The sequence below is a fragment of the Blautia sp. HA3515 genome (assembly GCF_059933065.1).
On record NZ_JAYFUY010000042.1, the window covers coordinates 1 to 23,714 of the forward strand.

Sequence of the window (23,714 nt, forward strand, 5' to 3'; positions counted from 1 at the left end):
GGAATGGAAGATCACACAGTTATCGGTATAGGTTTCTACGGGAAGTTCAAACGAGCCGTGTCGTCCCAGTTCTTTCAGGGTTTCATCCACCTTTGGGGCATGAATTGTTCCGTTCTCTGCCATCCTCTCACCTCCTGTTGTTTCCAGTTTTTTTCTTTGATTCTACCACAAAACTCTTCCCTTGCAAAATCCTTTTATACCGTATAGAATGGTATGTAATAAGGATATTAAAACGAATGGATAATGGATAACGAATTATGAAGAACAAACAATTGAATCTTACCTCCGGCCCGATTCTTTCTACCCTTACGGAGCTGGCACTGCCTATCATGGCATCTTCTTTTCTGGCTACAGCCTACAATATCACTGATATGGCCTGGATTGGAATGCTTGGTTCCAAGGCAGTTGCAGGAGTAGGCGTAGGCGGCATGTACGTATGGCTTTCCCAGGGACTTTGTTCCCTGTCGCGTATGGGCGGACAGGTAAATATGGCACAGGCCCTTGGCCGTAAAGACCGGGAGGCCTCTATCCGCTATGCAGATGTAGCTCTGCAGCTGACCATCCTGTTTGGTCTTTTTTTTACTGCACTCTGCCTGCTTTTTACAGACCCTCTGCTTCACTTTTTTAATCTGACAGACCCGGAAGCTTATGCCAGTGCCAGGGTCTACATGCTGATCACCTGTGGACTGATCCTGCTTCCTTACCTGACCCAGACTCTTACCGGGCTTTATACAGCCCAGGGAGATTCCAAAACTCCCCTAAAAGCTAACTTTCTGGGGCTTGTGCTGAATATGGTTCTGGATCCTGTGCTGATCCTTGGGGTGGGACCTTTTCCAAGACTGGAGGTTGTTGGTGCTGCAGCTGCCACTGTCACTTCTCAGTTTCTGGTGCTTGCAGTACTGGTTATCAGCCTTGTTAAGGATCACAGTGAAACCAATATCCTGCGTCATTCCAACCCTTTACGCAGATCTGGTTCCAGCTATTATAAAGATGTTTTCCGCATTGGGATCCCCACTGCACTGCAAGGCAGCATTTACTGCCTGATCTCCATGATCCTGACCCGTATGGTTTCCGGCTTTGGTGCAGGTGCTATCGCAGTCCAGCGTGTAGGCGGACAGATCGAATCCCTGTCCTGGAATACAGCCGATGGCTTCGGTGCTGCCTTAAATGCTTTCATGGGGCAGAATTATGGTGCAAGAAAGACAGACCGTATCCGGAAAGGATACAGCATTTCCTTCCGGCTGCTGGTTGCCTGGGGGCTTCTGATCACTGCAGCCTTTGTATTGATCCCCGGCCCTATTTCCTCTCTGTTTTTCCACGAAAAGGATGTAGTGCTGATCTCCATTGGTTACCTGACCATTATCGGATTTGGGGAAGCCTTTATGAGTGTGGAGCTGATGACCATAGGTGCATTGTCCGGTCTTGGCAAAACAAAGCTTTGCAGTATTATCAGTATTATTTTTACCGGTATGCGTATCCCGCTTGCCATGGTTCTTTCCGCCACTTCCCTTGGGCTTGACGGGATCTGGTGGGCACTTACTGCTACCAGTAGAGTGAAAGGGATCATTTTTTACTTTGCATTTCAACATATCAGCAGGCGCAGCCTGTACTAAAAAGGCTTTTGCCCCAACATCATATTATCAATGAACAATAATGAAGAGGTACTTATGACAAAAAAAGAACTGGCTCTTGAAGTCATCAAACGATTAAAAACTGCATATCCGGATGCAGACTGTACCCTGGATTATGATCAGGCCTGGAAGCTTCTTGTAAGCGTCCGCCTGGCAGCCCAGTGTACAGATGCAAGGGTAAATGTAGTAGTACAGGATCTTTTTGCCAGATATCCAAGTGTGGCAGCCCTGGCTCAGGCAGCTCCGGAGGAGATCGAGGCTATCGTGAAGCCTTGCGGTCTTGGCAAAAGCAAGGCAAGAGATATCAGCGCCTGTATAAAAATGCTTCATGAAAAATATAATGACAAGGTTCCTGAAGATTTTAACGCTCTTCTGTCCTTACCCGGCGTAGGCCGCAAAAGTGCCAATCTGATCATGGGAGATGTATTCGGTAAGCCTGCCATTGTAACAGATACCCACTGCATCCGTCTTTCCAACAGGATCGGACTTGTAAATGGGATCAAAGACCCGAAAAAAGTAGAAATGGAATTATGGAAGATCATTCCGCCAGAAGAGGGCAGTGATCTGTGCCACCGTCTTGTGTGGCACGGAAGAGAAATCTGCACAGCAAGGACACAGCCTCACTGTGACAGATGCTGTCTGTTTGATATCTGTGAAAGGAATCTGTAAAAAGATACCAAAAGATTCTACGATATGCAAAAAATGTGAGAATATCCTGCAAGATACTAACTGCTGAAACATTACTGCATTTCCAATATTTTATGCACCAAGGTAAAAAGCATCCTGTTTTTCATGTGTTACAAAAAGCAGGGTCTTTCCCTTGGTGTATTTTTTTATGGTATCCAAAACTTTGATCCTGGTATCCGGATCCAGTCCGGAAAGAGGCTCATCCATAAGAATACAGTTCCGGTCTGCTGCCAGTGCTCTTGCGATGGCAGTCGGACGGCACATGCCGCCGCTTAATTCACCCGCTTTTTTGTCCCAGGCCTCTTCCAGATCTACAGCAGCAAGAAGTTCCCGGATCCTTTTGTCCGAAAGTTTTTTATTTACCAGACGGATATTCCGCTGGACGGTAAGATTCCGACAAAGTCTGTCCTCCTGAAAAACTGCTGCCATAGGTTCTTTGTTCCCCTGGATGGTTCCTGTATCCGGGAGTTCCAATCCCAGGATCAGATTCAGAAGTGTTGTTTTCCCACATCCTGATCTGCCCATAATACAGGTGGTTTTCCCTTCCGGAAAGCAATAGGAAAAATCCTGCAATACCGCTTGTCCATGATAGGCTTTGCATAAATCCCGGATGATCAGATCCATTTTTATTTTCCCATCCTTTCCAAAAGTGCGCCTATTCCGGCCAGAAACAATTTTTCAAACAGAACGCTGATCCCTATGATCACAATAGTCCATGCAAAAAGATCCGGTGTATTTAAATATATTTTTGCATGATACAGCTTCTCCCCTATGGAACCGCCTGGGATCCCGATCACCTCCGCGGCGACTCCGGCTTTCCAGCAAAGCCCCAGTGCCAGACGGCAGGCAGCCTGAAAATAAGGGGCAGCCTGTGAAATGTAAATATACCGCACCTTTCTTCCAAAGCTGACCTGAAACACCTGGGCCATTTCCAAAAGCTCCCTGTCGGTTTCCCGGATGCCCTGGTCACACATTGGTATAAACTGCCGGAAATACCATAAAGAAACGTAATAAATACAGAAAGATTCCTGGATGGTATCCAGATCAGGCACAGGATAATAAAAGAAGCAACAGGGACCGACTTCATAACCGTTACAACAGGCGCCAGCAGGATCTCCAGCACTTTGCATCCACAGGCTGCAGCAGCCGAATATGGTTCCTGCAAAAAGTCCCAGAAGAAATCCGGAAACAATCCGTACAAAGCTGAATCCCATAGTTTTCCAGAAATCTGCCTGAGGCAAAAACTGCCACAATTTTTTTACAACAGAAAAAACAGGAGATGCCAGAAGGATCTCCTGTTTCAGCCACATACTGGCCAGCTGCCATACCAGGATCCAGAAGGCAGCTGCCAGTATTCTTATTGTATTGCTTTTCCACCTGAGCCTGTTATTTTGGGGCTCATCGTGCGTCAGTAGAAAATCATCATCCGGAAGCTGTCCTCCAACCATCTCTGGGTTCTGCTGTTCCAGTGTGCTTCAGATATCCGGACAGCATGGTCTGTCATCTCTTCTCCCTCTACAAATACGATACTGCAGTCAGGGATGGCCTTTTTGGCCACTTCTTCAGCAATAATGTCATGGGCGCCAATGATCTTTGCAGCCTGATCTGGATCGCTGTTTACAAATTCTACAGACGCTTGATATGCATCCATAAAAGCATCTACATCAGCCTCATGCTCCTTAAGATAATCATTTCTACAACAACCACTCCTGTTACCAGCTGGCTGTCATCAGAAACTCCATCCTGCCACAACTGATTCAGATCCAAAGCCACCCGAAGGCTGTCATTCTTCATCAATGCAGTTGTAACAAAGGGCTGGGGCAAAAGCCCTGCTGCCGTCTGGTCATTTGCCAGAGCTGCAACTACTTCCGCATGTTCTGACTTGTCTTCAATGGTCGCATCCTTTTCAGGATCGATCCCATTTGCACTTAATACATATTCCAGGGCATACTCTTCGGTGTAGCGCCTCTTCCGCTGGCATAAATAGTTTTTCCTTTCAGGTCTTCCACAGACTGTATGGATTCTCCATTTTCCACCAGGTAGAGAACGCCCAGTGTATTCACAGCCAGTACGCTTACATTCTTCTGTGTCTTCTGATACAGTACTGCCGCCAGATTGGATGGAACAGCTGCTATATCTACATTTCCCTGCACGATCTGCGGTACGATCTCGGTCTGGGGATGCTGCTATGGTAAAATCATAGCTGTCATCATCCAAAAGCTGTGCCATGCCCATGGCAGTTGGTCCTTTTAAAGCGCCTACAGCAATCTTGTCAGATGCTGTTTCCTCTGCAGAAACTATAATGCAGCTTCCAGCCAGCGTTCCTGCCAAGAGCCCTGCTGTCAGCAATACGGATATCATTTTTTTCTTCATGTCTTTTGCCCCTCCTTAGTCTCAGGTCATACTTAAAAGTCATGTAACTGTCCAGTACTTTTACAGTTACAATATCATTCATAAGATTTGTTGTGAAGCAATTCGTGTTCTTTGCCCTTCAGAAGTCCGTTGTACAGCTCTACTACCAGCGGGTTCTCATCTGACTTTTTGATGATCATGGTATTATCTGCATTATAAAGCCCTTTTGCCCTTAATGCCTTGGTCCTGTCACCGGCTCTTGTAGGCTGGCCGCCGCCCATGATACATCCCCGTCTGCAGGCCATAACCTCGATCAGATGGTATTCTTTCTCTCCATTTTTCACCTGATCCATCACTTTCCGGGCATTTGCAAGTCCATTGGCAACACAGATCTTAATTTCTGTTCCTTCATACATAACGGAAAACTCTTTGATTCCTTCATCCCCGCGCACACCACATTCTGCGATCTCATGCATAGATTCTTTGCGATGATCTTTTGTGAGACGACGGAGAACTGCCTCTGTAACACCGCCTGTTACGCCAAAGATCACACCGCCGCCTGAACCAAAGCCAAATGGCATATCGCAGGCTTCCGGATCCAGCGGGGCAAAGTCAATGCCGAAATTATCGATCATACGGATCAGCTCTGTAGTGGTGATCACAATATCTGTGTCCTGTTCTCCATGGGTAAAGCTGTTGGGCCGGATCGCTTCTGCCTTCTTGGCTGTACATGGCATAATGGAAACCATGACCGTCTTCTTTCCATCCTGATGTTCCGGCTGACGGAAATATTCCTTGATCACAGCGGAAAGCATCCCCTGTGGAGATCTGCAGGTAGAAAGATTAGGGATGTAATCCTTGTACTGATCTGTAATAAATTTCACCCATGCCGGACAGCAGGATGTGAGCAGCGGAAGTTTTTCTCCTTTTTTGATCCGGTCAAGAAATTCTGCGCTCTCCTCCATAATGGTAAGATCTGCGCTGAAAGAGGTATCATATACTTCGTCAAATCCCATTCTGTGCAGGGCATTTACGATCTTGCCCATAACGCTTCTGCCCTTTGACAGCCCGTAATGATCCCCTACTGCAACACGTACTGCCGGTGCGATCTGTGCCACCACCCGTACATTTGGATCAGCCAGTGCATCCCACACCAGATCCATATGGGTCTTGATGGAAATCGCGCCTGTAGGACAATAAATACGGCACTGTCCACAGTTCACACAGTCGGTCTGGGCAATCTTTTTGTTAAATGCAGGCATGACCATAGCGTCCGTACCACGGAATGCAAAGCCCAGTGCTCCAATCCCCTGAAGCTCTTCACAGGCACGTACACAGTCTCCGCAAAGGATACATTTGTTAGGATCCCTTACAAGAGAAGGAGAGCTTGTATCCAGTTCATAAGGCTCCCTGGTATTTTCAAAACGGATGGTATTCACCCCAAGACGGTGTGCCAGCTCCTGGAGGATACACTCTCCGCTTTTCACACAGGTAGTACAGTCGCGGCAATGAGCCGCCAGAAGCAGCTCTACGATCAGCTTCCTGTATTTCTTAATTCGTCCTGAATTGGTGTAAATGGTCATCCCATCCCTTGGTTCTTCAGAACAGGAGGCAAACATCTTGCCTCTTTCATCCTCTACCATACACAAACGGCAGGCTCCAAATGTGGATACCTCAGAATGGTAGCACAATGTTGGAATATTTATTCCTGCTTTCCGGATCACGGACAGCACATTTTTTTCATCGGTAAACTCTATTTTTCTACCGTCAATCATCATATATCCCATAATATACCCCCTTCCTATGCTTCCACATAAATTGCATCAAAATTACAGTTATCTTTACATGCACCGCACTTGATACAAAGAGTATTGTCTATATGATGAGGATGCTTGATCAGTCCTGAAATTGCGCCTGCCGGACAGTTTCTTGCACACTTGCCGCAGCCGATACAGAATTCCTGATTGATATGGAACTGACGCAGTGCAGTACATACCTTTGCACGACACTTCTTGTCCCGGATATGCTCCTCGTACTCATCCCTGAAGCGGTGCAGTGTACTGATGATAGGAAGCGGTGCGCTTTTGCCAAGGCCGCAAAGCGCCATGCTTTGAACCATATTTGCCAGTTCTTCCAGCTGATCCAGATCTGACATTTCACCTTTGCCTTCTACGATCCTTTCCAGGATCTCCAGCATACGCTTGGTACCCTCACGGCAAGGTACACATTTACCGCAGCTTTCCCTCTGGGTAAAGTTCATGAAGAAACGCGCAACCTCTACCATACAGGTATTTTCATCCATAACAACCAGTCCGCCGGAGCCCATGATCGCATCCAGCTTCTTTACAGAGTCAAAATCAAGAGGCACATCCAGCTGATCCATGATCAGACAGCCACCGGAAGGCCCGCCGATCTGTACGCCTTTAAAGGCTGCTCCCTTTTTCAGTCCGCCGCCAATATCATAAATAATATGGCGCAACGTACGTGCCCATAGGCACCTCGATCAAGCCGGCATCCAATAGATCCTGTAAGGGAGAAGGTTTTGGTACCTGGGCTTCCTTCTGTACCGATGGTCCGGAACCAGTCAGCCCCCTGAAGAATGATCTTGGGCACATTGGCATAGGTTTCCACATTGTTCAGTACCGTAGGCTTGCCCCACAGTCCTTTTTTTCTCTCCCACTGTACGGGGAGGCTTTACACGGGGCATGCCCCGGTTGCCTTCAATAGATGCTGTAAGGGCAGATCCCTCACCACATACAAAAGCGCCTGCACCTCTGTTGATATGTAAATGGAAATTAATTCCTGTTCCCAGGATGTTATCTGCCCAGAAATCCGTAATTCTCTGCCTGTTCAATGGCCATACGCAGTCTCTTTACAGAGAGAGGATATTCTGCACGTACATAGATATAGCCTTCTTCTGCGCCAACTGCATAAGCAGCAATGGTCATACCTTCGATGATCTTATATGGATCGCCTTCCATAACAGATCCATCCATAAATGCACCAGGATCTCCTTCATCACCATTACATACAACATAGCGGATCTTTTCGGCCTGCCTTGCCACCTGGGACCATTTCTTCCCTGCTGGGAATCCGGCGCCGCCACGGCCCCTGAGGCCAGACTTTGTCACCTCCTGTATCACATCATCAGGAGTCAGTGGACTCCAATGCCTTTGCCAGTGCCTGGTATCCGCCAACAGCAATATATTCGTCAATAGATTCTGCATCGATCTTTCCGCAATTTTCCAGCACCACCCTTGTCTGAAGGTTTAGGAAAGGAATGTCCTCCGGCGGGGACAGACAGTGTCCTTCTCTCTGTAAAACAGACGCTCTACCGGCTTTCCTTCCAGAACTGTACGCTCTACGATCTCTTTACAGTCCTGCGGCTGCACATGTACATACTGATATCCATACGGCTCTATCCTCATCAAAGGTCCCAGCTCGCATAATCCCTGACAGCCAGTCTTGATCACGCCTGTATGAGGGATATCTTTTTGCATTTCCACCTTTACTCCGTCCACATCCCGGCACAGCACCTTCATCTCCTCATAGATCTTCTGTGCACCGGAGGCAATACAGCCTGTACCTGAACATACAAGTACACGACAGGTATAGGAGCGGATCTTTTCATTTACTTCTTTCTGTTTATTTAACAGTTCTTCTCCATTTCTTATACTCATACGCTTTCTCCTCTCAGCCGGTTCAAAAGTTCTATGGCTTTTTCTTCCGTCATCTTCGGATGTACTTCATCGTTTACAGTCAGGGTAGGCGCAAGTCCACAGGCTCCCAGACAGGAAACTGTCTCAACTGTGAAAAGCATATCGTCTGTGGTATGCTTTTTATTTGTCAGACCCAGTTCTTTCATCAATGCCTCTTTCACAGGCTGTGATTTTCTTACGTGACAGGCTGTTCCGTCACAGACCTTGATCACGTATTTTCCTTTTGGCTCAAATGAAAAGTTCTCATAAAAGGTAGCCACGCTGTATGCTTTGGCTTCTTTTACCCCGATCTCTTTCGCCACATAGGTGAGCAGTTCCCCTGGCAGGTACCGGTATTCTGCCTGGATATCCTGCATGATGGGGATCAGCGATGCTGCTTTCCGACCATAGTGTGCGATAATCTCATCCGCCTTGTTGTAATAAGATTGATCTAACATTGGTTTCCTCCTTACTTTGCGTCGTTTGCAAGTATGTATTTGTACCCATTGCACAATTCTATATCCAATATAGTACATTATAAGAACAGATTATACAATATTTTTTTCACGCTTTTCCGTTTTTATTGTGAAATTCGTGTTGCTATATTACTATCAGCGTAAGTGCTTAAATCTTGGATAGCTTTACTGTCTACATTTTTAAACTCATAATGATAGTAAATAGATTTTTACTACACTCCGCTTGATAGGAGATAGAAATTTACTACATTATTTCTTTTTCAAAGTCAACCATGCAAAGGTAATTCACTCTTCTTTCTCTGTTAAGATAAGTTCAACTTTACAAAGGTAACAGGTGAATTTATGAAATACTCTGAAATCTATGCACAGCGCATCCGTCAGCTTTGCGAAAGCCACGGCATTACAATCAACCGGCTGGCAACTCTGGCTGGTTTACGGCAATCCACAGTAGATAATATTATTCATGGAAACAGCCAGAATCCGAAGGTACGCACCCTTCACAAAATTGCGAATGTATTTGGAATGACATTAAGTGAATTTCTTGATTTTCCAGAACTGAATGATTATTCCTTTGACGATGAAGAGGATAACGAAAAGCCTTAATCAGTTTATTTCCAAATGGAGGCGTTAAAAATTGTCTGAACTTTTTGATATCACAAAATTTAATCTCTACAAAGAAGATAATCGCCGTGAAGTTAAAAAAGGGAAAGGCGGACTCCCTTCCTCTTTATGGGATACTTATTCCGCTTTTGCCAACTGTTATGGCGGAGTTATTATTCTGGGAATTTCTGAAAACGCAGATGGCAGTTGGAAAACCACCGGTTTAAAAAATGCGGATAAAAGAAAATTATTAAAAGATTTCTGGGATACTATTAACAATCGCAAGAAAGTAAGCCTGAACCTTTTGACAGATCATGATCTTGAAACCTACCAGGTCGATGATGATATCATTATCGTAATCTATGTTCCTATGGCAAACAGAGATCAAAAACCAATTTATATCAATGATGATATATTTGGCGGAACTTTTCGCAGAAACCATGAGGGTGATTACCATTGCACAAAGCTTCAGGTAAAAGCAATGCTTCGCGATCAGACCGATAATACTATGGATATGGACATTCTCGATGATGTTCCAATGACAGACTTAAACTACGAAACCATTCATGGATATCGAAACCGCCACAGAACCCTTAAAGCGGGACATCCCTTTGAACGCTTAAATGATTCAGAATATCTTCGCAGTATAGGTGCGGCAGCTATTTCCAATGTAGATAAACAGCTTCATCCGACTGCTGCCGGAATGTTAATGTTTGGAGATGAATATAATATTGTCCGGCATTTCCCAGAGTACTTTCTTGATTACCGCGAAGTTTTAGACCCCACGATTCGTTGGACAGACCGCTTGCAGTCAAGTTCTGGAGAATGGTCTGGTAATATTTGCGATTTTTATTTCCGAGTATACAACAAACTTACCAAAGACATAAAAATTCCATTTAAAACCATTGATGGGAATCGAATTGATGACACGCCGGTTCATGAAGCTTTAAGAGAAGCCCTTGCCAACTGTCTCATCAATACTGATTTTTATGGAGTTCGCGGAGTTGTCATAAAAAAAGAAGCGGACAAATTAACCTTTGAAAATCCCGGTTATTCAAGAACCGGAAAGCAGCAGATGCGCCTGGGTGGTATCTCCGATCCCCGGAATAAGATACTTATGAAAATGTTTAACCTGATCAATATTGGCGAGCGGGCAGGCAGCGGTGTCCCAAATATTTTCAATACCTGGGCAGATCAGGGTTGGATTGATCCTGTAATAGAAGAACAATTTGATCCTGACAGGACCATTTTGACGCTTGCTTTTAAGAAAAAACAAGCGAAGAAAACAAGCGAAGAAAACAAGCGAAGAAAACAAGCGAAGAAAATAAGCGATAAAAAACAAACGAAGAAAATAAGCGATAAAAAACAAACGAAGAAAACCCTTGAAAACATGCAGAAAATCAGAAAGTTCCTTATAAAAAATGGTCCCTCAAAAACAAGTGATATTGCTGAATATCTTGATTTAAGCGCACCCAGAATCAGAGTTATTTTAAAGGATATGCCCGATATTGAATTTAGTGGAACAAACACGAACCGAAAATATTTTTTAAATAGGAATAACTAATCCTGAATTATTCACGGCTTTGCCATGAAAAGTGGCTGAAAACCACATAGTTACTGTATTTTAACTGCATATTTTCAGGATGACTGTGCGGATGAACTGACTTTGGATCCTGTTTTCAAGCTGCTCTTGATAAGGAAAGTCTGGCATCACAGCCAACACTGTCGAGATTTTTCAACTATATGGATGAACATACTCTGATACAGTTTGATGACATTGATAGTAAAGTACATTTAAAAATGCATTCTCACTCCGCTGAACTACAGTAGTTCGGCGGATTAAGAATGCATCTTTTATCTCGTAGATTAATATTCCTCAATAACACAATCATGCACTTTGGTTTTCTTGTTGTAGTTTACCCCTACCAGTAAAATATTGCCTTTATATTCTTCCAGGCTTCTGCAATATTCATTGTTCTTAATCTGGCGGATTGCATTTAATGTATCAGCAGACTGCTTTAATGCTGTTGATACTGCTCCCCAGTTTGAAGCAGCGACGCTGTTCACATACTCATTTCTTACTTCATTATTGGGAATCTTTACGGTCTTGTTTTCCAAATCATAAGCCAGATAGCCAAGATGGATTAATAAGGTCAACACATCATCTTCTGTTCGGAAAGTTGTCATATCATTAGTAAAACTTCCTGTATTCACTGGGATGCTTTCACCTGCGACCATGCCTAAAACATCATCTTTTAATCCATCAAAATTCATATCAATGTAAATCTGTAAGGCCTCAAAGGTTTCCGTTTGATTCCAATAATTCTCTATCTTTCTGAACAACATGCTGTTCACAACAGAACGGGGACTATAAACAGACTGTGAATGAGAAAAGGCGTACCCGTCATACCAGGCTTTCACTTCATCCATATCCATCTTGTATTTATTACACAAAGCCTGAACTTTCTTTTCTGTAAAACCCACATACGGTGCAAGGGGACCTGGATTGATCATAGAAAATTCATCAAACATATTCAATGCAGAATGTGTACCATATTTCTTTATCGGTAAAATACCTGTCATATAAGCCAAATGAATACATGCCTTGTCTTTCAACAAGTCTCTTAAATTCAATCATCTGCACTTGCTGTCAGCTTCAATGAAATTACTGTGTGACTGGTCACTCCGTCTGCAAAAGCTGGATACCTCCCCACACACCGGCACACTTTTTTGACATGCATATTTTCTTATGCTATGATATTTTCGATTAAGCGAAATTATGAAACGCCAAAGCCAATAGCTGCTTACACACATATGCACCAGCGGCTTTGGGCTGGTGGCTTTTGGGCTGACGGCTTTGGGCTGGCGGCTTTTGGCTGGCATCTTTTACATACAGGCAGGTGAAACTTTGAAGAAAAAAGAAATTCTATTTATCCTGGGAATCCTTGCAGCTGCGGTACTTTTATGGGCTGGTACCCACCTTATGGACAAGGGTGATCTTTCCACAGTACGCATTACGGTGGCAGGCAAAGAATATGGCACCTATTCTTTGTCCAAGGATCAGGTGATCTCCATAGGAGATACCAATCGATGTGAAATAAAAGACGGGGAAATAAAAATGATCTGGGCTGACTGCCCGGACCATTTGTGTATGAAACAGCATGCAATTGACAAAAACGGCGGAACCATTGTATGTCTGCCTAACAAAGTAGTGATCGAAGGCAAAAAAAGTTCATCCTCTGACTCAGAAGATGAACTGGTGATTGATTCCGTTACCTGATCCTGCAATACGAAAGAAGATCCAGTGATATAGCAAAGGCTCAGGGAGTTTATTTGTCTCCGGAGGGGAGCCCTGTAAGTTCATAATAGAAAATATACTGCTGCATCACACCACGCATCCCTTTATAGCGGCGGTTAGGGAAGCCTCTTTTGTAGTGCTGATCCAATACCTGACGTATATGGGTATCCACCGGAAATGCATCCAGCTGGTGCAGGGCGAACAGACAGATACAATCTGCCACTTTCCCACCTACGCCATAGATTTCCAGCAAAGCTTCTCGTGCTTTTTTGTAAGGCATTGATTGAATCCCTGATAGATCGATCCGCCCATCTGCCACATCAAGTGCAGCCTGATGAACATATTTGGCTCGGTAGCCCAGATTGCATGCCCGCAGATCTTCTTCAGATGCGGCAGCCAAAGCCTGTGGCTCCGGAAAGCCATAATATTCCCTGCCATCCGGCAAAATGATTCTTTCTCCATACTGTGTACAGATATTCTCAATGCACCTGCGGATCCTGCGTATATTATTCTGCTGCGAAATAAGAAATGTGATCAGCATTTCCCACAGATCCTGACGAAGTATACGGATTCCCTGTCCATGCTGTGCGGCTGCACATAAATAACTGTCCCTGGGATTCACTGCCTGTATATATCTGTTGTAATCTGCATCAAGGTCAAAGTATGGAATCCAGAAGAAAAGGAAATCCTCCTGAGAACAGTCGAAATCCACTACCTGCCCTTTTTGCCTTACTTCTACGTATTTCTTACCTGCGATCACAGTAAAACAGTCTGTATCTGCTTCATTCATCCTGAAACATTGTCCGGATTCCATGATCTGCCTTATATTAAAATTCTCCAATTCTATGGATATCATCTGTCTGTCCTGCCTTCGGTTATTTCTGGTACTGCCTGAAAAAAACAGACAGCTTCTCCAGTGCCTTCGCCAGAACACCTACTTCATTGTCCGATAAAGCACCCACCACTGCGTCTGTCATCTGCCTGTGATACTCTGCGTGGTGATGAAAGGCTTTACGCCCTTTAACCGTAAGATGGATAAAAACAACTCTTCTGTCCTTCTCACTGCGTTCTCTCTGTGCATACCCTTTCTTAACCAGTGCATTCATGGCAATGGTCAGGGAGCCTACCGTAATATTCAGTTCTGCCGCTATATCGGACATCTTTTTTTCTCCAAGACCAATGGCAGCGATAATATGCATATCATTATTGGTAATATCTTTATACTCATCTGTGATAATGGCCTGTTCTTCCAGCTCCATGATCTCATTAAAAAGATTTACCAGCACATCATTGATTACTTCCTTATCATTCAATATGGTCCTTCCCCCCGCCTTATGGGCTATTCCAATTAATTTGTATACAGGGAGCAGCTTGTGCTCCTGCTTGTCCGTTGCTGTCCGTTGTTGTTCAAGTGTACACAGTATAGCATAAACTGGGGATTTTTGCACCATCTGCTTTCCGAATTGCATCTACATTTTACGGAATCTGTTATACCGCTTTTCCAAAAGCTCCTCTGTGTCCATTTTCTCGTACAATGAGAGGAATGTATCAATTGCCTGATCCATTTTCTCTCCCATATCTGTCATATTGGCTCGTGTAAGAGGCTCCTTTTCAGAAAAAACATGCTCCACAATACCAAGCTTTTTCAAATCACCGGCAGTAAGTCTCATCACCTGGGCTGCTTCCCTGGCCTTTCCTGCATCCTTCCACAAAATTGAGGCAAAGCCTTCCGGGGAAAGAACAGAATAGATGGAATTTTCCAGCATCCATACCTGATCAGCCACAGCAAGAGCCAGGGCTCCGCCGCTTCCCCCTTCTCCGATCACAATGGACAGAACAGGTACCTTAAGAGCAGATAATTCATAGATGTTTTCTGCAATCGCCTGCCCTTGTCCCCGTTCTTCAGCCTCCATCCCACAGAAGGCTCCCGGAGTATCCACAAAACAGATCACAGGTCTTTTGAACTTCTCTGCCTGCTTCATCAAACGCAGGGATTTACGATATCCTTCCGGCGAAACCATTCCAAAGTTTCTGGCAATACTGTCCTTTGTTCCCTGCCCTTTTTCCTGAATGATCACTGTCACAGTTTTTCCATGAAAGTTCCCTATTCCTCCGATCACGGCAGGATCATCTCCATATCGCCTGTCTCCATGCAGTTCTGTAAATTCGTCAAGTAACAGTGCAAGATAATCTTTCCCTGTTGGGCGTTCCTTATCCCTTGCAAGCTGAACACGCTCCCAGGCACTTTTATCCTGAAGCTTTTCTTCTTTCAGAACTTTTTTTCCCTGATATGCGCTTTTTGTATCCTGATGCTGATGCATGGACAACAGACGGGAAAGTGTAGATTTCATCTGTTTTCGATCAACGATCCCATCTAAGAAACCATGCTCCAGAAGAAATTCAGCCTTTTGAAAGCCCTTGGGCAATTTCTGTCCGATGGTCTGCCGGATCACTCTTGGTCCTGCAAAGCCGATCAATGCACCCGGCTCTGCCAGAATAATATCTCCCTCCATGGCAAAGCTTGCCGTAACACCACCGGTAGTAGGATTGGTAAGCACACTGATATAAAGAAGTCCGGCATCACTGTGCCGTTTCAATGCTGCTGAGGTTTTTGCCATCTGCATCAAAGACACAATACCTTCTTGCATACGGGCTCCGCCGGAGCAGGCAAAAATCACCACGGGAAGCCGTTCCCTGGTAGCCCTCTCCACTGCCCGGGTGATCTTTTCCCCTACTACACTTCCCATGCTTGCCATCATAAACCTGCTGTCACAGACTCCAAGCACTGTGGGATTTCCGTCAATTTCTGCCTTTCCGGTGTAAGGATGGCCTCATCCAGTCCTGTTTTTTCCTGAAGACTTTCGATTTTCTCTTTATATCCCTTGTAATGAAGAGGATTCTCCTGGGGCAGACCTGCATCCCATTCTTCAAAAGTCCCTGGATCTGCGATCTGCTGGACTCTTCTCCAGGCATGAACACGAAAATAATTGCCGCAATGAGGACATATATAATCGTTGTCCTTTACCTCTTCCACAAACACCGCTGACTTACATACATTACATTTTTTCAGGAGTCCTTCCGGAACCTCCGGCTTTACTGTTTCTGCTGTCAGGCTGCTATGGCCAACTGTCCGTTTAAATGTACAGTTAAATTTCATTTACTTTCACTCCCCCGATTTCATGGGTACTTAAAAATCCAACATTAAAATTACCGCTCTGGAAATCCGGATGACTGAGGATTTCAAACTGATAATCAATGTTTGTATCCACTCCCTGGATCACCACTTCCCCCAGTGCACTTTTCATTTTGGCAATCGCCTCTTCTCTTGTGCTTCCATGAACGATCAGCTTTGCAAGCATGGAATCATAATAGGGCGGTACTGTATATCCTGGATAAATACCTGTATCAATGCGGATTCCCTGACCGCCGGGAAAATGAAGATCTGAAATGGTGCCGGGAGAAGGCCTGAAATTCTTCTCCGGGTTTTCCGCATTGATCCTGCATTCAATGGCATGCCCCTGTACATGTACATCCTTCTGGCTGACCTGAAGCGGCAGACCGGAAGCGATGCGGATCTGTTCCTTTACCAGATCCATGCCAGTGACCCACTCTGTTACCGGATGCTCTACCTGGATCCTGGTATTCATTTCCATAAAATAAAAGTTCTCATCCTTTTCCAGAAGAAATTCTATAGTTCCTGCATTCACATAATGTGCTGCCTTTGCAGCCTTCACAGCTGCTTTTCCCATCTTCCTGCGAAGCTTATCCGATACAGCTGCAGAAGGCGATTCCTCGATCATCTTCTGATGATTCCGCTGGATGGAACAGTCCCTTTCTCCAAGATGGATCACATTTCCCTGCTGGTCTGCAAGGATCTGGAATTCTATATGTCTTGGATTTTCCACAAAATGCTCTATGTACATGGTTCCATCCCCAAAGGCCATCTGTGCTTCTTTCTTTGCAGTCAAAAAAGCTTTTTCAAACTCTTCCGGTGAGAAGGCTGTCCGCATTCCCTTGCCACCGCCGCCAAGGGCAGCCTTGATGATCACCGGATAACCAATCCTGTCAGCTTCCTTTTTTCCTGCATCAATATCCAGAACTGCCCCCTTCGTTCCGGGGATCACCGGAACACCAGCTGCTTCCATGGTGTTTCTGGCTTCCTGCTTGTTTCCAAGACTGCGGATCACAGAGGAGGGGGGACCCACAAAGATAATGCCGCACTTTTCACATATTTGTGCGAAACGGGCATTTTCTGATAAAAATCCAAAGCCTGGATGTATGGCATCTGCGCCGGTTGTCATTGTAGCACTGATAATGCTTTCCATATTCAGATAGCTTTCCGTTGAAGGACCAGGCCCTATGCAGACTGCCTGATCAGCAAGCTGAGCATGAAGGCTATCCTTGTCTGCCTCTGAATAAACCGCTACGCTCTCAATCCCCAATTCTCTGCAGGCGCGGATGATCCTTACTGCAATCTCTCCCCGGTTTGCCACCAGCAATTTTCGTATCATATTTTACCCCACCATAAATGTAAGCTGTGCTTTTACAGCAATCTTCCCGTCTACGGTTGCAACTGCTTCTCCCACTCCAAGCGGGCCTTTCTGCTTCACGATCCTGGTTTCCAGACGCATTTTGTCTCCAGGACGTACCTTCGTTTTAAACCGGCACTTATCAAGGCCTCCGAAATAGGCGATTTTCCCCTGGTTTTCCGGCTTTGACAGAATGGCAACCGCACCGGTCTGCGCCAATGCTTCCAGGATCAGCACCCCTGGCATTACAGGTTCCTGTGGAAAATGGCCTTTAAAAAAGTCCTCTCTGTAGGTTACGCATTTATATCCTACTGCAAATTCCCCCGGCTCATAATCTTCAATATAATCAACCAGAAGAAAGGGATGTCTGTGTGGAATGATCTGCTGGATCTGCTTCGTGTCTAAATAATTCATGCTTCCTCGATTCTGAACAGAGGGGTACCATATTCTACCGCCTGTCCGTTTTCAACCAAAACTTCTGCCACAATTCCTTCAAATTCACTTTCAATCTCATTCATCAGCTTCATTGCCTCAACAATGGCAAGCACCTGGCCTTTTTTCACTGTATCACCTTTTTTCACAAAGGGCTGGCTATCCTGGGAAGGAGCCGCATAAAATGTACCAACCAAAGGTGATGTCACCAGATTTCCGATTTCTGCCTCCTTCTCCAAGACAGATACCTTTTCTGGTTCAGGTGCAGCGCTGTATACGGTTTCCTTTTTATCTCTATCCCATTTAACGGACATTTTCTGTCCATTGTTTTCATATTCAAAGGATGATACTCCTGCGGCGTCTATTTTTTCAATAAGCTGCAGTATCTGTTCAAATTCCATGATCATTCCTCCTCATAGCGTTTTACCAGAAGAGAAGCATTATGGCCTCCGAATCCAAGAGAGTTGCTCATAGCATACCGAACCTGAGTCTGAACTGGTGCATCAATACAATAATCCAGATCCAGTTCCTCTTCTGTTTCTTTTGTTCCAACTGTCTGGTGTATAAAACCATCCAGAATTGATTTCACACATACGATAAATTCCACACCACCGGCAGCACCTAAAAGATGTCCTGTCATTGACTTGGTAGAATTGATCTTTACTTTATATGCAGCTTCTTTGAACGCAGCTTTAATGGCTCTTGTTTCAAACAGATCATTGTAATGGGTGCCTGTGCCGTGTGCATTGATATAATCCACCTCTTCCGGTTCGATCCCGGCCTCATGCATAGCATCCTCCATGGCCCTTGCAGCGCCTGCCCCGTCTTCCGCAGGAGAAGTGATATGGAAAGCATCTGCTGTAGCTCCATATCCCACAACCTCTGCAAGAATGTGAGCACCTCTTTTCTTGGCATGCTCCAATTCTTCCAGCACTACGATTCCTGCTCCTTCTCCCATTACAAAGCCAGCACGATCTTTGTCAAATGGAATGGAAGCCCGAAGAGGGTCTGAAGATGTGCTTAATGCAGTCAGGCTGGTAAAGCCGGCAATTCCCAAAGGACAGATACATCCCTCTGTGCCACCGGCCAGGATCACCTCTGCATCCCCATACTGGATCGCCCGAAAAGCATCCCCAATGCAGTGGCTTCCTGAAGCACAGGCAGTGACCACATTGGTACACTTACCTTTTGCCCCGATGGCAATGGAAATATTTCCGGCAGCCATGTTACTGATCATTTTGGGAACAAAAAGCGGATCCACCTTAGAAGGGCCTCTTTGGGAAAGCCTTTGCTGAGAGGCTGTCATAGCCTGTAAGCTTCCCACACCGGATCCTACGATCACGCCTACCCGGTATGGATCCTCCTGTTCCATGCAGATCCCGGCATCTGCCAGTGCTTCTTTTGCAGCTGCAACTCCGTATTTTGAAAATAATTCCATTCTTTTTGCAGCCTTAAAGTCCATATATTTTTCAGGTTCAAACCCCTTTACCTCTGCAGCCACCTTCACTTTATAATCTGTTGTGTCAAATCTTGTAATGCTCTGGATCCCCACTTTTCCGGCTTTGATACCTTCCCAGAAGGATTCTGCATCATTTCCAAGAGGTGTTACTGCGCCAAGTCCTGTGACCACTACTCTACGTTTCATATATGTTTGTCCTCACTTTTCCTACATTGCCATTCCGCCGTCAACCATCAGCACCTGTCCGGTAATATAACCGGCTTCCTCTGATGCAAAAAAAGCCGCTGCTACTGCCACATCCTGTGGATCGCCAAATCCGCCCATAGGGATCTGCGCCCAGATTTTTTCCTTCACCTGCTCCGGCAGAACCCGGGTCATGTCTGTGCAGATAAATCCGGGGGCAATTGCATTTACAGTGATTCCCCTGGATGCCAGCTCCTTTGCCGCTGATTTTGTCAGTCCGATCACCCCTGCCTTAGATGCCGCATAATTTGCCTGTCCTGCATTTCCTGAAACACCTACAATGGAACTTAAATTGATGATCCTGCCTTTTTTCTGCTTGATCATGGTTCTGGCAGCATGGCGGATACAATAGAATGTTCCTTTCAGATTAATATCCACTACCTTGGAAAAATCTTCTTCACTCATCCCCATCAAAAGGCCATCCTTTGTGATCCCTGCATTATTGACCAGAATATCAAGATGTCCCATTTTGCTGATCGTATCTTTAAACATTTCACCACAAGCCTGAAAATCAGCTACATTACACTGATAAATATGGGCCTGGCCTCCTGCCTGCAGGATCTCCTGCTGCACTTCTTCTGCTTTTTCCTTTGAGCCATTATAATTGATAACCACATAGCATCCTTCTGCTGCCAGCCGCAAGGCAATGGCACGCCCGATTCCCCTGGATGCACCGGTTACAAGGGCAACTCTTTTTCCGGTCATTTCTGTCCTCCTGTCATATCTCTGCTGCTGTTTTTTCCAGATCTTCCACAGTCTGTATATTAAAAGTCCTTACATTTTTATCTATCTTTTTTATAAAACCAGTAAGCGTCCTGCCTGGCCCGATCTCCACAAAAGTATCGATCCCAGCACAGATCATCTGCTCCACACTTTGCTGCCATCGAACGGAAGAAGAAATCTGTCTGGCCAGCAGCGGACGGATCTGTGCAGGGTCTGTTACATACTTTGCCGTAACATTTGTCACATAAGGGATCTTTAGAGAGTGGATTTCTGTAGTCTCAAGCACCTTTTCCAATTCCCTGCCTGCTGCTTCCATCATGGAGGAGTGAAAAGGGCCGCTGACTTTTAAAGGAAGGACTCTCCTTGCCCCTGCAGTTTTCAACTGCGCTGCCGCTATTTCCACTGCTGCCTTTTCCCCAGTGATCACAATCTGTCCGGGACAGTTATAATTGGCAATCTCCACTCCATTTATCTTTTCTGTAACTTTTTCGATCTCCGGTCCGGTCAGGCCAAGCACTGCCGCCATACTTCCCTTTCCTGCAGGAACTGCCTGCTCCATAAGGATTCCCCTCTTCCGTACAGTTACAGCTGCATCCTTCAGGCTGATTCCGCCAGCTGCTTCAATGGCACAATATTCTCCCAGGCTTAAGCCTGCCGTCACCTCCGGGATCAGGCCATATTCTTCTACTGCTTTTTCCATGGCAAGACAAGCCGTTAAAAGTGCAGCCTGTGTATATTCGGTAAGATCCAGCTTATCATTTTCTTCAAAGCAAAGCTGTGGCATGTCCAGATCCAGCCACTGGGATACCTGTTCAAACACCCTGGCAGAGGCCGGATATTTTTCATAAAAATCTTTTCCCATTCCTGTTTTCTGGGCCCCCTGGCCTGGAAATATAAATGCGATCCTACTCATAAACTGCTGTTCCTTTCAAAAGAGTTTCCGTCTCCTTCATCAGCTTTTGGATCAGATCCTGACAGCTCATTTCTTCTTTTATAAGTCCTGCGATCTGTCCGGACATAACGCTTCCGTTCTTCACATCTCCCTCTGTTACTGCTCTTCGTAAGCCTCCCAGAGTCAGCTGCTCCAGTTCCTCGAAAGGTGCGCCCTCAGCCTCTTTTTTCAGATATTCTCTGGTCATCTGATTTCTCAGTGCCCGCACCGGATGCCCTGTAGTACGTCCGGTCACTCTTGTATCTATATCTTTTGCTTTCAGGATCATATCTTTATAATTCTGATGCACCTGGCATTCGGTTGTTGCTACAAAACAGGTTCCCATCTGTACTGCCTGTGCTCCCAGCATAAATGCAGCTGCGATCCCACGGCCATCGCCGATACCGCCTGCTGCGATCACCGGGATCTGTACCCCATCTGCTACCTGAGGCACCAGTGCCATAGTGGTTGTCTCTCCCACATGGCCCCCGGACTCGCATCCTTCGGCTACCACTGCATCTGCCCCACACCGCTCCATACGTTTTGCCAGTGCCACAGAAGCGACTACCGGGATCACGCGGATCCCTGCTTTTTTTCCACATCTCCATATATTTTTCCGGATTTCCGGCACCTGTGGTAACTGCTTTTACACCCTCTTCTGCAATCACTTGTGCAACCTCATCTGCATAAGGGCTCATCAGCATTACATTTACCCCGAAAGGTTTATTTGTTTTCTCTTTTGCCAGCCGGATCTGCTCCCGCACCCACTGTGCCGGTGCATTGGCTGCTCCAATGATACCGAAGCCTCCTGCCTCTGATACAGCGGCTGCCAGATGATGCTCTGCCACCCAGGCCATTCCCCCCTGTATAATGGGATATTGTATGTCAAGTAAATCTGTAACCTTTGTTTTCATAACACTGTCCTTTGCCTTCACAATACTGTTTACTGTTTTTCCCTATACTGCCTCTTACTTTTCAAGTACTATTTCTTACTTTTCAATACTGTTTCTTACTTTTCCCGGTTCTGGATATAAGCTTCCACATCTCCGATTGTCTGGATTCCTTCCAGATCTTCTGTAGGAATCTCCACATTAAATTCCTCTTCCAGAGCCATAACCATTTCAAAAAGATCCAGTGAATCAGCTCCCAGATCCTCTTTAAAAGATGTGCTCTCTGTTAATGTTCCTGCCTCTGTTCCCAGTGATTCTGCTACGATTTCTTTAATTCTTTCTAACATGTTCTTTTCTCTCCTTATCATATTTTATTTCCACTCCAGCAGGCTTGCGCCATAAGACAGTCCGGCTCCAAAAGCCGCCAGGACCAGCTTATCCCCTGCCTTGAAACATCCTTTCCGGTTCAGTTCATCTAAAAGAATAGGGACGCTTGCTCCGGAAGTATTGCCATATTCCTGAATATTTACAGGAAATTTTTCTTCAGCTTCTCCAAGTCTTTTTGCCACAGACTGAATAATTCTTATATTAGCCTGATGCAAAATATAAAACCTTATCTCTTCCCCAGAAAGCTTTTCCTTTTCCAAAAGCTCCCTGATCACCTGTGGCACACAAGACACAGCAAACTTAAATACCTCTCTGCCATCCATCTCCATGTAGGTTTCCTGTGCATCCGGATGTTCCACATACTGCTTTTGATTTCTGCTGCTGCAGGTGAGGGCTCTACCCTTCTCCCCTTCTGAATGAGTGATCTGTGCATATCTGCTTTTCTCATCTGCCTCCAGGAAAACTGCTCCTGCACCATCTCCAAATAAAATACAGGTTCCCCGATCTTTCCAATTAGTAAGATTGGAAAGGCTTTCTGCCCCGATCACAAGTGCATTCCGGTAGATGCCGCTATTCAGATATGCCTGTGCTGTGTTCAGTGCAAAAAGGAATCCTGTACATGCACTGTTCAGGTCAAAGCAGGTGGCTCGAACTGCCCCCAGCATCTCCTGCACACTGCAGGCTGTACAGGGAAGGATCTCATTTCCTGAAATGGTCGCCACAAGGATCAGTTCAACTTCTTCCGGATCCACTTTGGCCTGCTCCAGTGCTCTTTGTGCTGCCTTTGCAGCCATCCTGGCAGTTGTCTCCTGCCATACAATATGTCGTCTTTCCACTCCTGTCCGCTCACGGATCCACTGATCACTTGTGTCCACCAGTTATCTGGACAATGCATCATTATCCAATATATGTTCCGGAACCCAGGAGCCTGTTCCTGTTATTCTTCCTGTCATAATGATTATTCCTGTTTTACTGTTTCATTATTTTGCAATTCAATTGTTTTTATTTCAAAATATTTTGATTATCAAAGTATATCATAATTTTGAATATTGTCAAGAAAAAAAATAGGCCGGAATATTTTGTATAACAAAAAAGATGGATACGGCTATTCTGCAAATTTCAAAATAACCATACCCATTCTTCTATTTATTGAGCTTCATCCCAGTAATCTTCCGCATCCTCAAAGCTGTCGAATTCATCTTCATGATCGTAGTAAAAGTCCTCAGGATCATCATAATCATATACGTCATACTCATCTTTTCGTGAGGAATTCCCACTCTTGCCGGACGAAGATCTTCCAGAGGATGAATATCCTCTTGAGTTTCCACTATAGCTGTTTGAGGAACTGCTTACATATCGTATCAGGTCCACCACCTCG

19 protein-coding genes and 7 pseudogenes are annotated in these 23,714 nt (G+C 45.3%); 5 read left to right on the forward strand and 21 right to left on the reverse strand.

What is annotated here, in order from left to right; all coding sequences use genetic code 11:
• The first annotated feature begins 257 nt into the window (after window positions 1-257).
• Together R1Y93_RS02840 and R1Y93_RS02845 are read left to right on the forward strand one after the other, a co-directional pair.
• A complete protein-coding gene (locus tag R1Y93_RS02840; RefSeq protein ID WP_500821564.1) occupies window positions 258-1,613 on the forward strand; it encodes an MATE family efflux transporter in 1,356 nt (451 codons plus the stop codon).
• A 54-nt stretch (window positions 1,614-1,667) separates the two neighbouring features.
• Entirely contained in the window at window positions 1,668-2,300 is a 633-nt protein-coding gene (locus R1Y93_RS02845; protein WP_500821565.1) for an endonuclease III domain-containing protein, read from the forward strand.
• Window positions 2,301-2,390: 90 nt separating this feature from the next.
• Here R1Y93_RS02845 and R1Y93_RS02850 read toward each other — a convergent pair whose 3' ends face one another.
• From R1Y93_RS02850 to R1Y93_RS02880, 7 genes and pseudogenes are all read right to left on the reverse strand, one after another.
• The gene (locus tag R1Y93_RS02850; protein WP_500821566.1) at window positions 2,391-2,942 is read right to left on the reverse strand and encodes an ATP-binding cassette domain-containing protein; all 552 of its coding nucleotides are present in this window, start codon (window positions 2,940-2,942) and stop codon (window positions 2,391-2,393) included.
• 2 nt (window positions 2,943-2,944) lie between these two features.
• Window positions 2,945-3,679 (reverse strand): annotated as a pseudogene (locus tag R1Y93_RS02855) (ABC transporter permease).
• A 47-nt stretch (window positions 3,680-3,726) separates the two neighbouring features.
• A complete protein-coding gene (locus tag R1Y93_RS02860; RefSeq protein ID WP_500821567.1) occupies window positions 3,727-3,969 on the reverse strand; it encodes a hypothetical protein in 243 nt (80 codons plus the stop codon).
• An 8-nt stretch (window positions 3,970-3,977) separates the two neighbouring features.
• A complete protein-coding gene (locus R1Y93_RS02865; protein WP_500821568.1) occupies window positions 3,978-4,691 on the reverse strand; it encodes a hypothetical protein in 714 nt (237 codons plus the stop codon).
• 74 nt (window positions 4,692-4,765) lie between these two features.
• Window positions 4,766-6,457, reverse strand: coding sequence for a [FeFe] hydrogenase, group A (locus tag R1Y93_RS02870; protein ID WP_500821569.1), 1,692 nt, complete (start codon window positions 6,455-6,457; stop codon window positions 4,766-4,768).
• Window positions 6,458-6,471: 14 nt separating this feature from the next.
• Window positions 6,472-8,350 (reverse strand): annotated as a pseudogene (locus R1Y93_RS02875) (NADH-ubiquinone oxidoreductase-F iron-sulfur binding region domain-containing protein).
• Entirely contained in the window at window positions 8,347-8,826 is a 480-nt protein-coding gene (locus R1Y93_RS02880) for a complex I 24 kDa subunit family protein (RefSeq protein ID WP_158421898.1), read from the reverse strand. Before R1Y93_RS02880 ends, R1Y93_RS02875 begins: the two are co-directional and overlap by 4 nt.
• Before the next feature lie 360 nt (window positions 8,827-9,186).
• Here R1Y93_RS02880 and R1Y93_RS02885 point away from each other — a divergent pair, with 360 nt between their 5' ends.
• On the forward strand, window positions 9,187-9,447 hold the full coding sequence (locus R1Y93_RS02885) for a helix-turn-helix domain-containing protein (protein ID WP_500821570.1): 261 nt from the start codon (window positions 9,187-9,189) through the stop codon (window positions 9,445-9,447).
• A 31-nt stretch (window positions 9,448-9,478) separates the two neighbouring features.
• A complete protein-coding gene (locus tag R1Y93_RS02890; protein WP_500821571.1) occupies window positions 9,479-11,008 on the forward strand; it encodes an RNA/DNA-binding domain-containing protein in 1,530 nt (509 codons plus the stop codon).
• Window positions 11,009-11,310: 302 nt separating this feature from the next.
• On the opposite strand, the pseudogene R1Y93_RS02895 reads toward R1Y93_RS02890, so the two are convergent.
• A pseudogene (locus R1Y93_RS02895) lies at window positions 11,311-12,072 on the reverse strand (AAA family ATPase); the annotation flags it as partial.
• A gap of 280 nt (window positions 12,073-12,352) precedes the next feature.
• Here R1Y93_RS02895 and R1Y93_RS02900 point away from each other — a divergent pair.
• Window positions 12,353-12,724, forward strand: coding sequence for a NusG domain II-containing protein (locus R1Y93_RS02900; protein WP_500821572.1), 372 nt, complete (start codon window positions 12,353-12,355; stop codon window positions 12,722-12,724).
• A gap of 49 nt (window positions 12,725-12,773) precedes the next feature.
• Here the strand turns inward: R1Y93_RS02900 and R1Y93_RS02905 are convergent, their stop codons facing one another.
• The 13 genes and pseudogenes from R1Y93_RS02905 to R1Y93_RS02965 form a co-directional block, all read right to left on the reverse strand.
• Window positions 12,774-13,598 (reverse strand): DNA-3-methyladenine glycosylase family protein, encoded by an 825-nt coding sequence (locus R1Y93_RS02905; RefSeq protein ID WP_500821573.1) that lies wholly within the window; start codon window positions 13,596-13,598, stop codon window positions 12,774-12,776.
• 19 nt (window positions 13,599-13,617) lie between these two features.
• On the reverse strand, window positions 13,618-14,055 hold the full coding sequence (locus R1Y93_RS02910) for a MarR family winged helix-turn-helix transcriptional regulator (RefSeq protein ID WP_500821574.1): 438 nt from the start codon (window positions 14,053-14,055) through the stop codon (window positions 13,618-13,620).
• Window positions 14,056-14,211: 156 nt separating this feature from the next.
• A pseudogene (locus tag R1Y93_RS02915) lies at window positions 14,212-15,899 on the reverse strand (acetyl-CoA carboxylase carboxyltransferase subunit alpha).
• Entirely contained in the window at window positions 15,889-17,253 is a 1,365-nt protein-coding gene (locus R1Y93_RS02920; protein ID WP_500821575.1) for an acetyl-CoA carboxylase biotin carboxylase subunit, read from the reverse strand. Before R1Y93_RS02920 ends, R1Y93_RS02915 begins: the two are co-directional and overlap by 11 nt.
• A gap of 3 nt (window positions 17,254-17,256) precedes the next feature.
• Window positions 17,257-17,685, reverse strand: coding sequence for a 3-hydroxyacyl-ACP dehydratase FabZ (gene fabZ / locus R1Y93_RS02925; protein ID WP_500821576.1), 429 nt, complete (start codon window positions 17,683-17,685; stop codon window positions 17,257-17,259).
• Complete coding sequence (accB, locus tag R1Y93_RS02930; protein WP_500821577.1) at window positions 17,682-18,104, reverse strand: acetyl-CoA carboxylase biotin carboxyl carrier protein; 423 nt, start codon at window positions 18,102-18,104, stop codon at window positions 17,682-17,684. Before accB ends, fabZ begins: the two co-directional genes overlap by 4 nt.
• Window positions 18,105-18,106: 2 nt before the next feature.
• Complete coding sequence (gene fabF, locus R1Y93_RS02935) at window positions 18,107-19,348, reverse strand: beta-ketoacyl-ACP synthase II (RefSeq protein ID WP_500821578.1); 1,242 nt, start codon at window positions 19,346-19,348, stop codon at window positions 18,107-18,109.
• A 21-nt stretch (window positions 19,349-19,369) separates the two neighbouring features.
• A complete protein-coding gene (gene fabG, locus R1Y93_RS02940) occupies window positions 19,370-20,110 on the reverse strand; it encodes a 3-oxoacyl-[acyl-carrier-protein] reductase (RefSeq protein ID WP_500821579.1) in 741 nt (246 codons plus the stop codon).
• Between the two features lie 13 nt (window positions 20,111-20,123).
• Entirely contained in the window at window positions 20,124-21,041 is a 918-nt protein-coding gene (gene fabD, locus R1Y93_RS02945) for an ACP S-malonyltransferase (protein WP_500821580.1), read from the reverse strand.
• Window positions 21,034-21,973: pseudogene (fabK, locus tag R1Y93_RS02950) on the reverse strand (enoyl-[acyl-carrier-protein] reductase FabK). The gene fabD and the pseudogene fabK overlap by 8 nt, the downstream one beginning before the upstream one ends.
• Before the next feature lie 95 nt (window positions 21,974-22,068).
• Window positions 22,069-22,296 (reverse strand): acyl carrier protein, encoded by a 228-nt coding sequence (acpP, locus tag R1Y93_RS02955; protein WP_158421887.1) that lies wholly within the window; start codon window positions 22,294-22,296, stop codon window positions 22,069-22,071.
• A gap of 24 nt (window positions 22,297-22,320) precedes the next feature.
• A pseudogene (locus R1Y93_RS02960) lies at window positions 22,321-23,289 on the reverse strand (beta-ketoacyl-ACP synthase III).
• A 193-nt stretch (window positions 23,290-23,482) separates the two neighbouring features.
• Window positions 23,483-23,714 (reverse strand): annotated as a pseudogene (locus R1Y93_RS02965) (hypothetical protein); the annotation flags it as partial.

Coding starts and splice junctions, on each gene's coding strand:
- R1Y93_RS02850 (WP_500821566.1), bottom strand. CDS start 2,942: ATGGATCTGATCATCCGGGATTTATGCAAAGCCTATCATGGACAAGCG.
- R1Y93_RS02865 (WP_500821568.1), bottom strand. CDS start 4,691: ATGAAGAAAAAAATGATATCCGTATTGCTGACAGCAGGGCTCTTGGCA.
- fabD (WP_500821580.1), bottom strand. CDS start 21,041: ATGAGTAGGATCGCATTTATATTTCCAGGCCAGGGGGCCCAGAAAACA.
- fabG (WP_500821579.1), bottom strand. CDS start 20,110: ATGACCGGAAAAAGAGTTGCCCTTGTAACCGGTGCATCCAGGGGAATC.
- acpP (WP_158421887.1), bottom strand. CDS start 22,296: ATGTTAGAAAGAATTAAAGAAATCGTAGCAGAATCACTGGGAACAGAG.
- fabF (WP_500821578.1), bottom strand. CDS start 19,348: ATGAAACGTAGAGTAGTGGTCACAGGACTTGGCGCAGTAACACCTCTT.
- R1Y93_RS02845 (WP_500821565.1), top strand. CDS start 1,668: ATGACAAAAAAAGAACTGGCTCTTGAAGTCATCAAACGATTAAAAACT.
- R1Y93_RS02860 (WP_500821567.1), bottom strand. CDS start 3,969: ATGGATGCATATCAAGCGTCTGTAGAATTTGTAAACAGCGATCCAGAT.
- R1Y93_RS02840 (WP_500821564.1), top strand. CDS start 258: ATGAAGAACAAACAATTGAATCTTACCTCCGGCCCGATTCTTTCTACC.
- R1Y93_RS02905 (WP_500821573.1), bottom strand. CDS start 13,598: ATGATATCCATAGAATTGGAGAATTTTAATATAAGGCAGATCATGGAA.
- R1Y93_RS02870 (WP_500821569.1), bottom strand. CDS start 6,457: ATGGGATATATGATGATTGACGGTAGAAAAATAGAGTTTACCGATGAA.
- R1Y93_RS02880 (WP_158421898.1), bottom strand. CDS start 8,826: ATGTTAGATCAATCTTATTACAACAAGGCGGATGAGATTATCGCACAC.
- fabZ (WP_500821576.1), bottom strand. CDS start 17,685: ATGAATTATTTAGACACGAAGCAGATCCAGCAGATCATTCCACACAGA.
- R1Y93_RS02920 (WP_500821575.1), bottom strand. CDS start 17,253: ATGATACGAAAATTGCTGGTGGCAAACCGGGGAGAGATTGCAGTAAGG.
- accB (WP_500821577.1), bottom strand. CDS start 18,104: ATGGAATTTGAACAGATACTGCAGCTTATTGAAAAAATAGACGCCGCA.
- R1Y93_RS02885 (WP_500821570.1), top strand. CDS start 9,187: ATGAAATACTCTGAAATCTATGCACAGCGCATCCGTCAGCTTTGCGAA.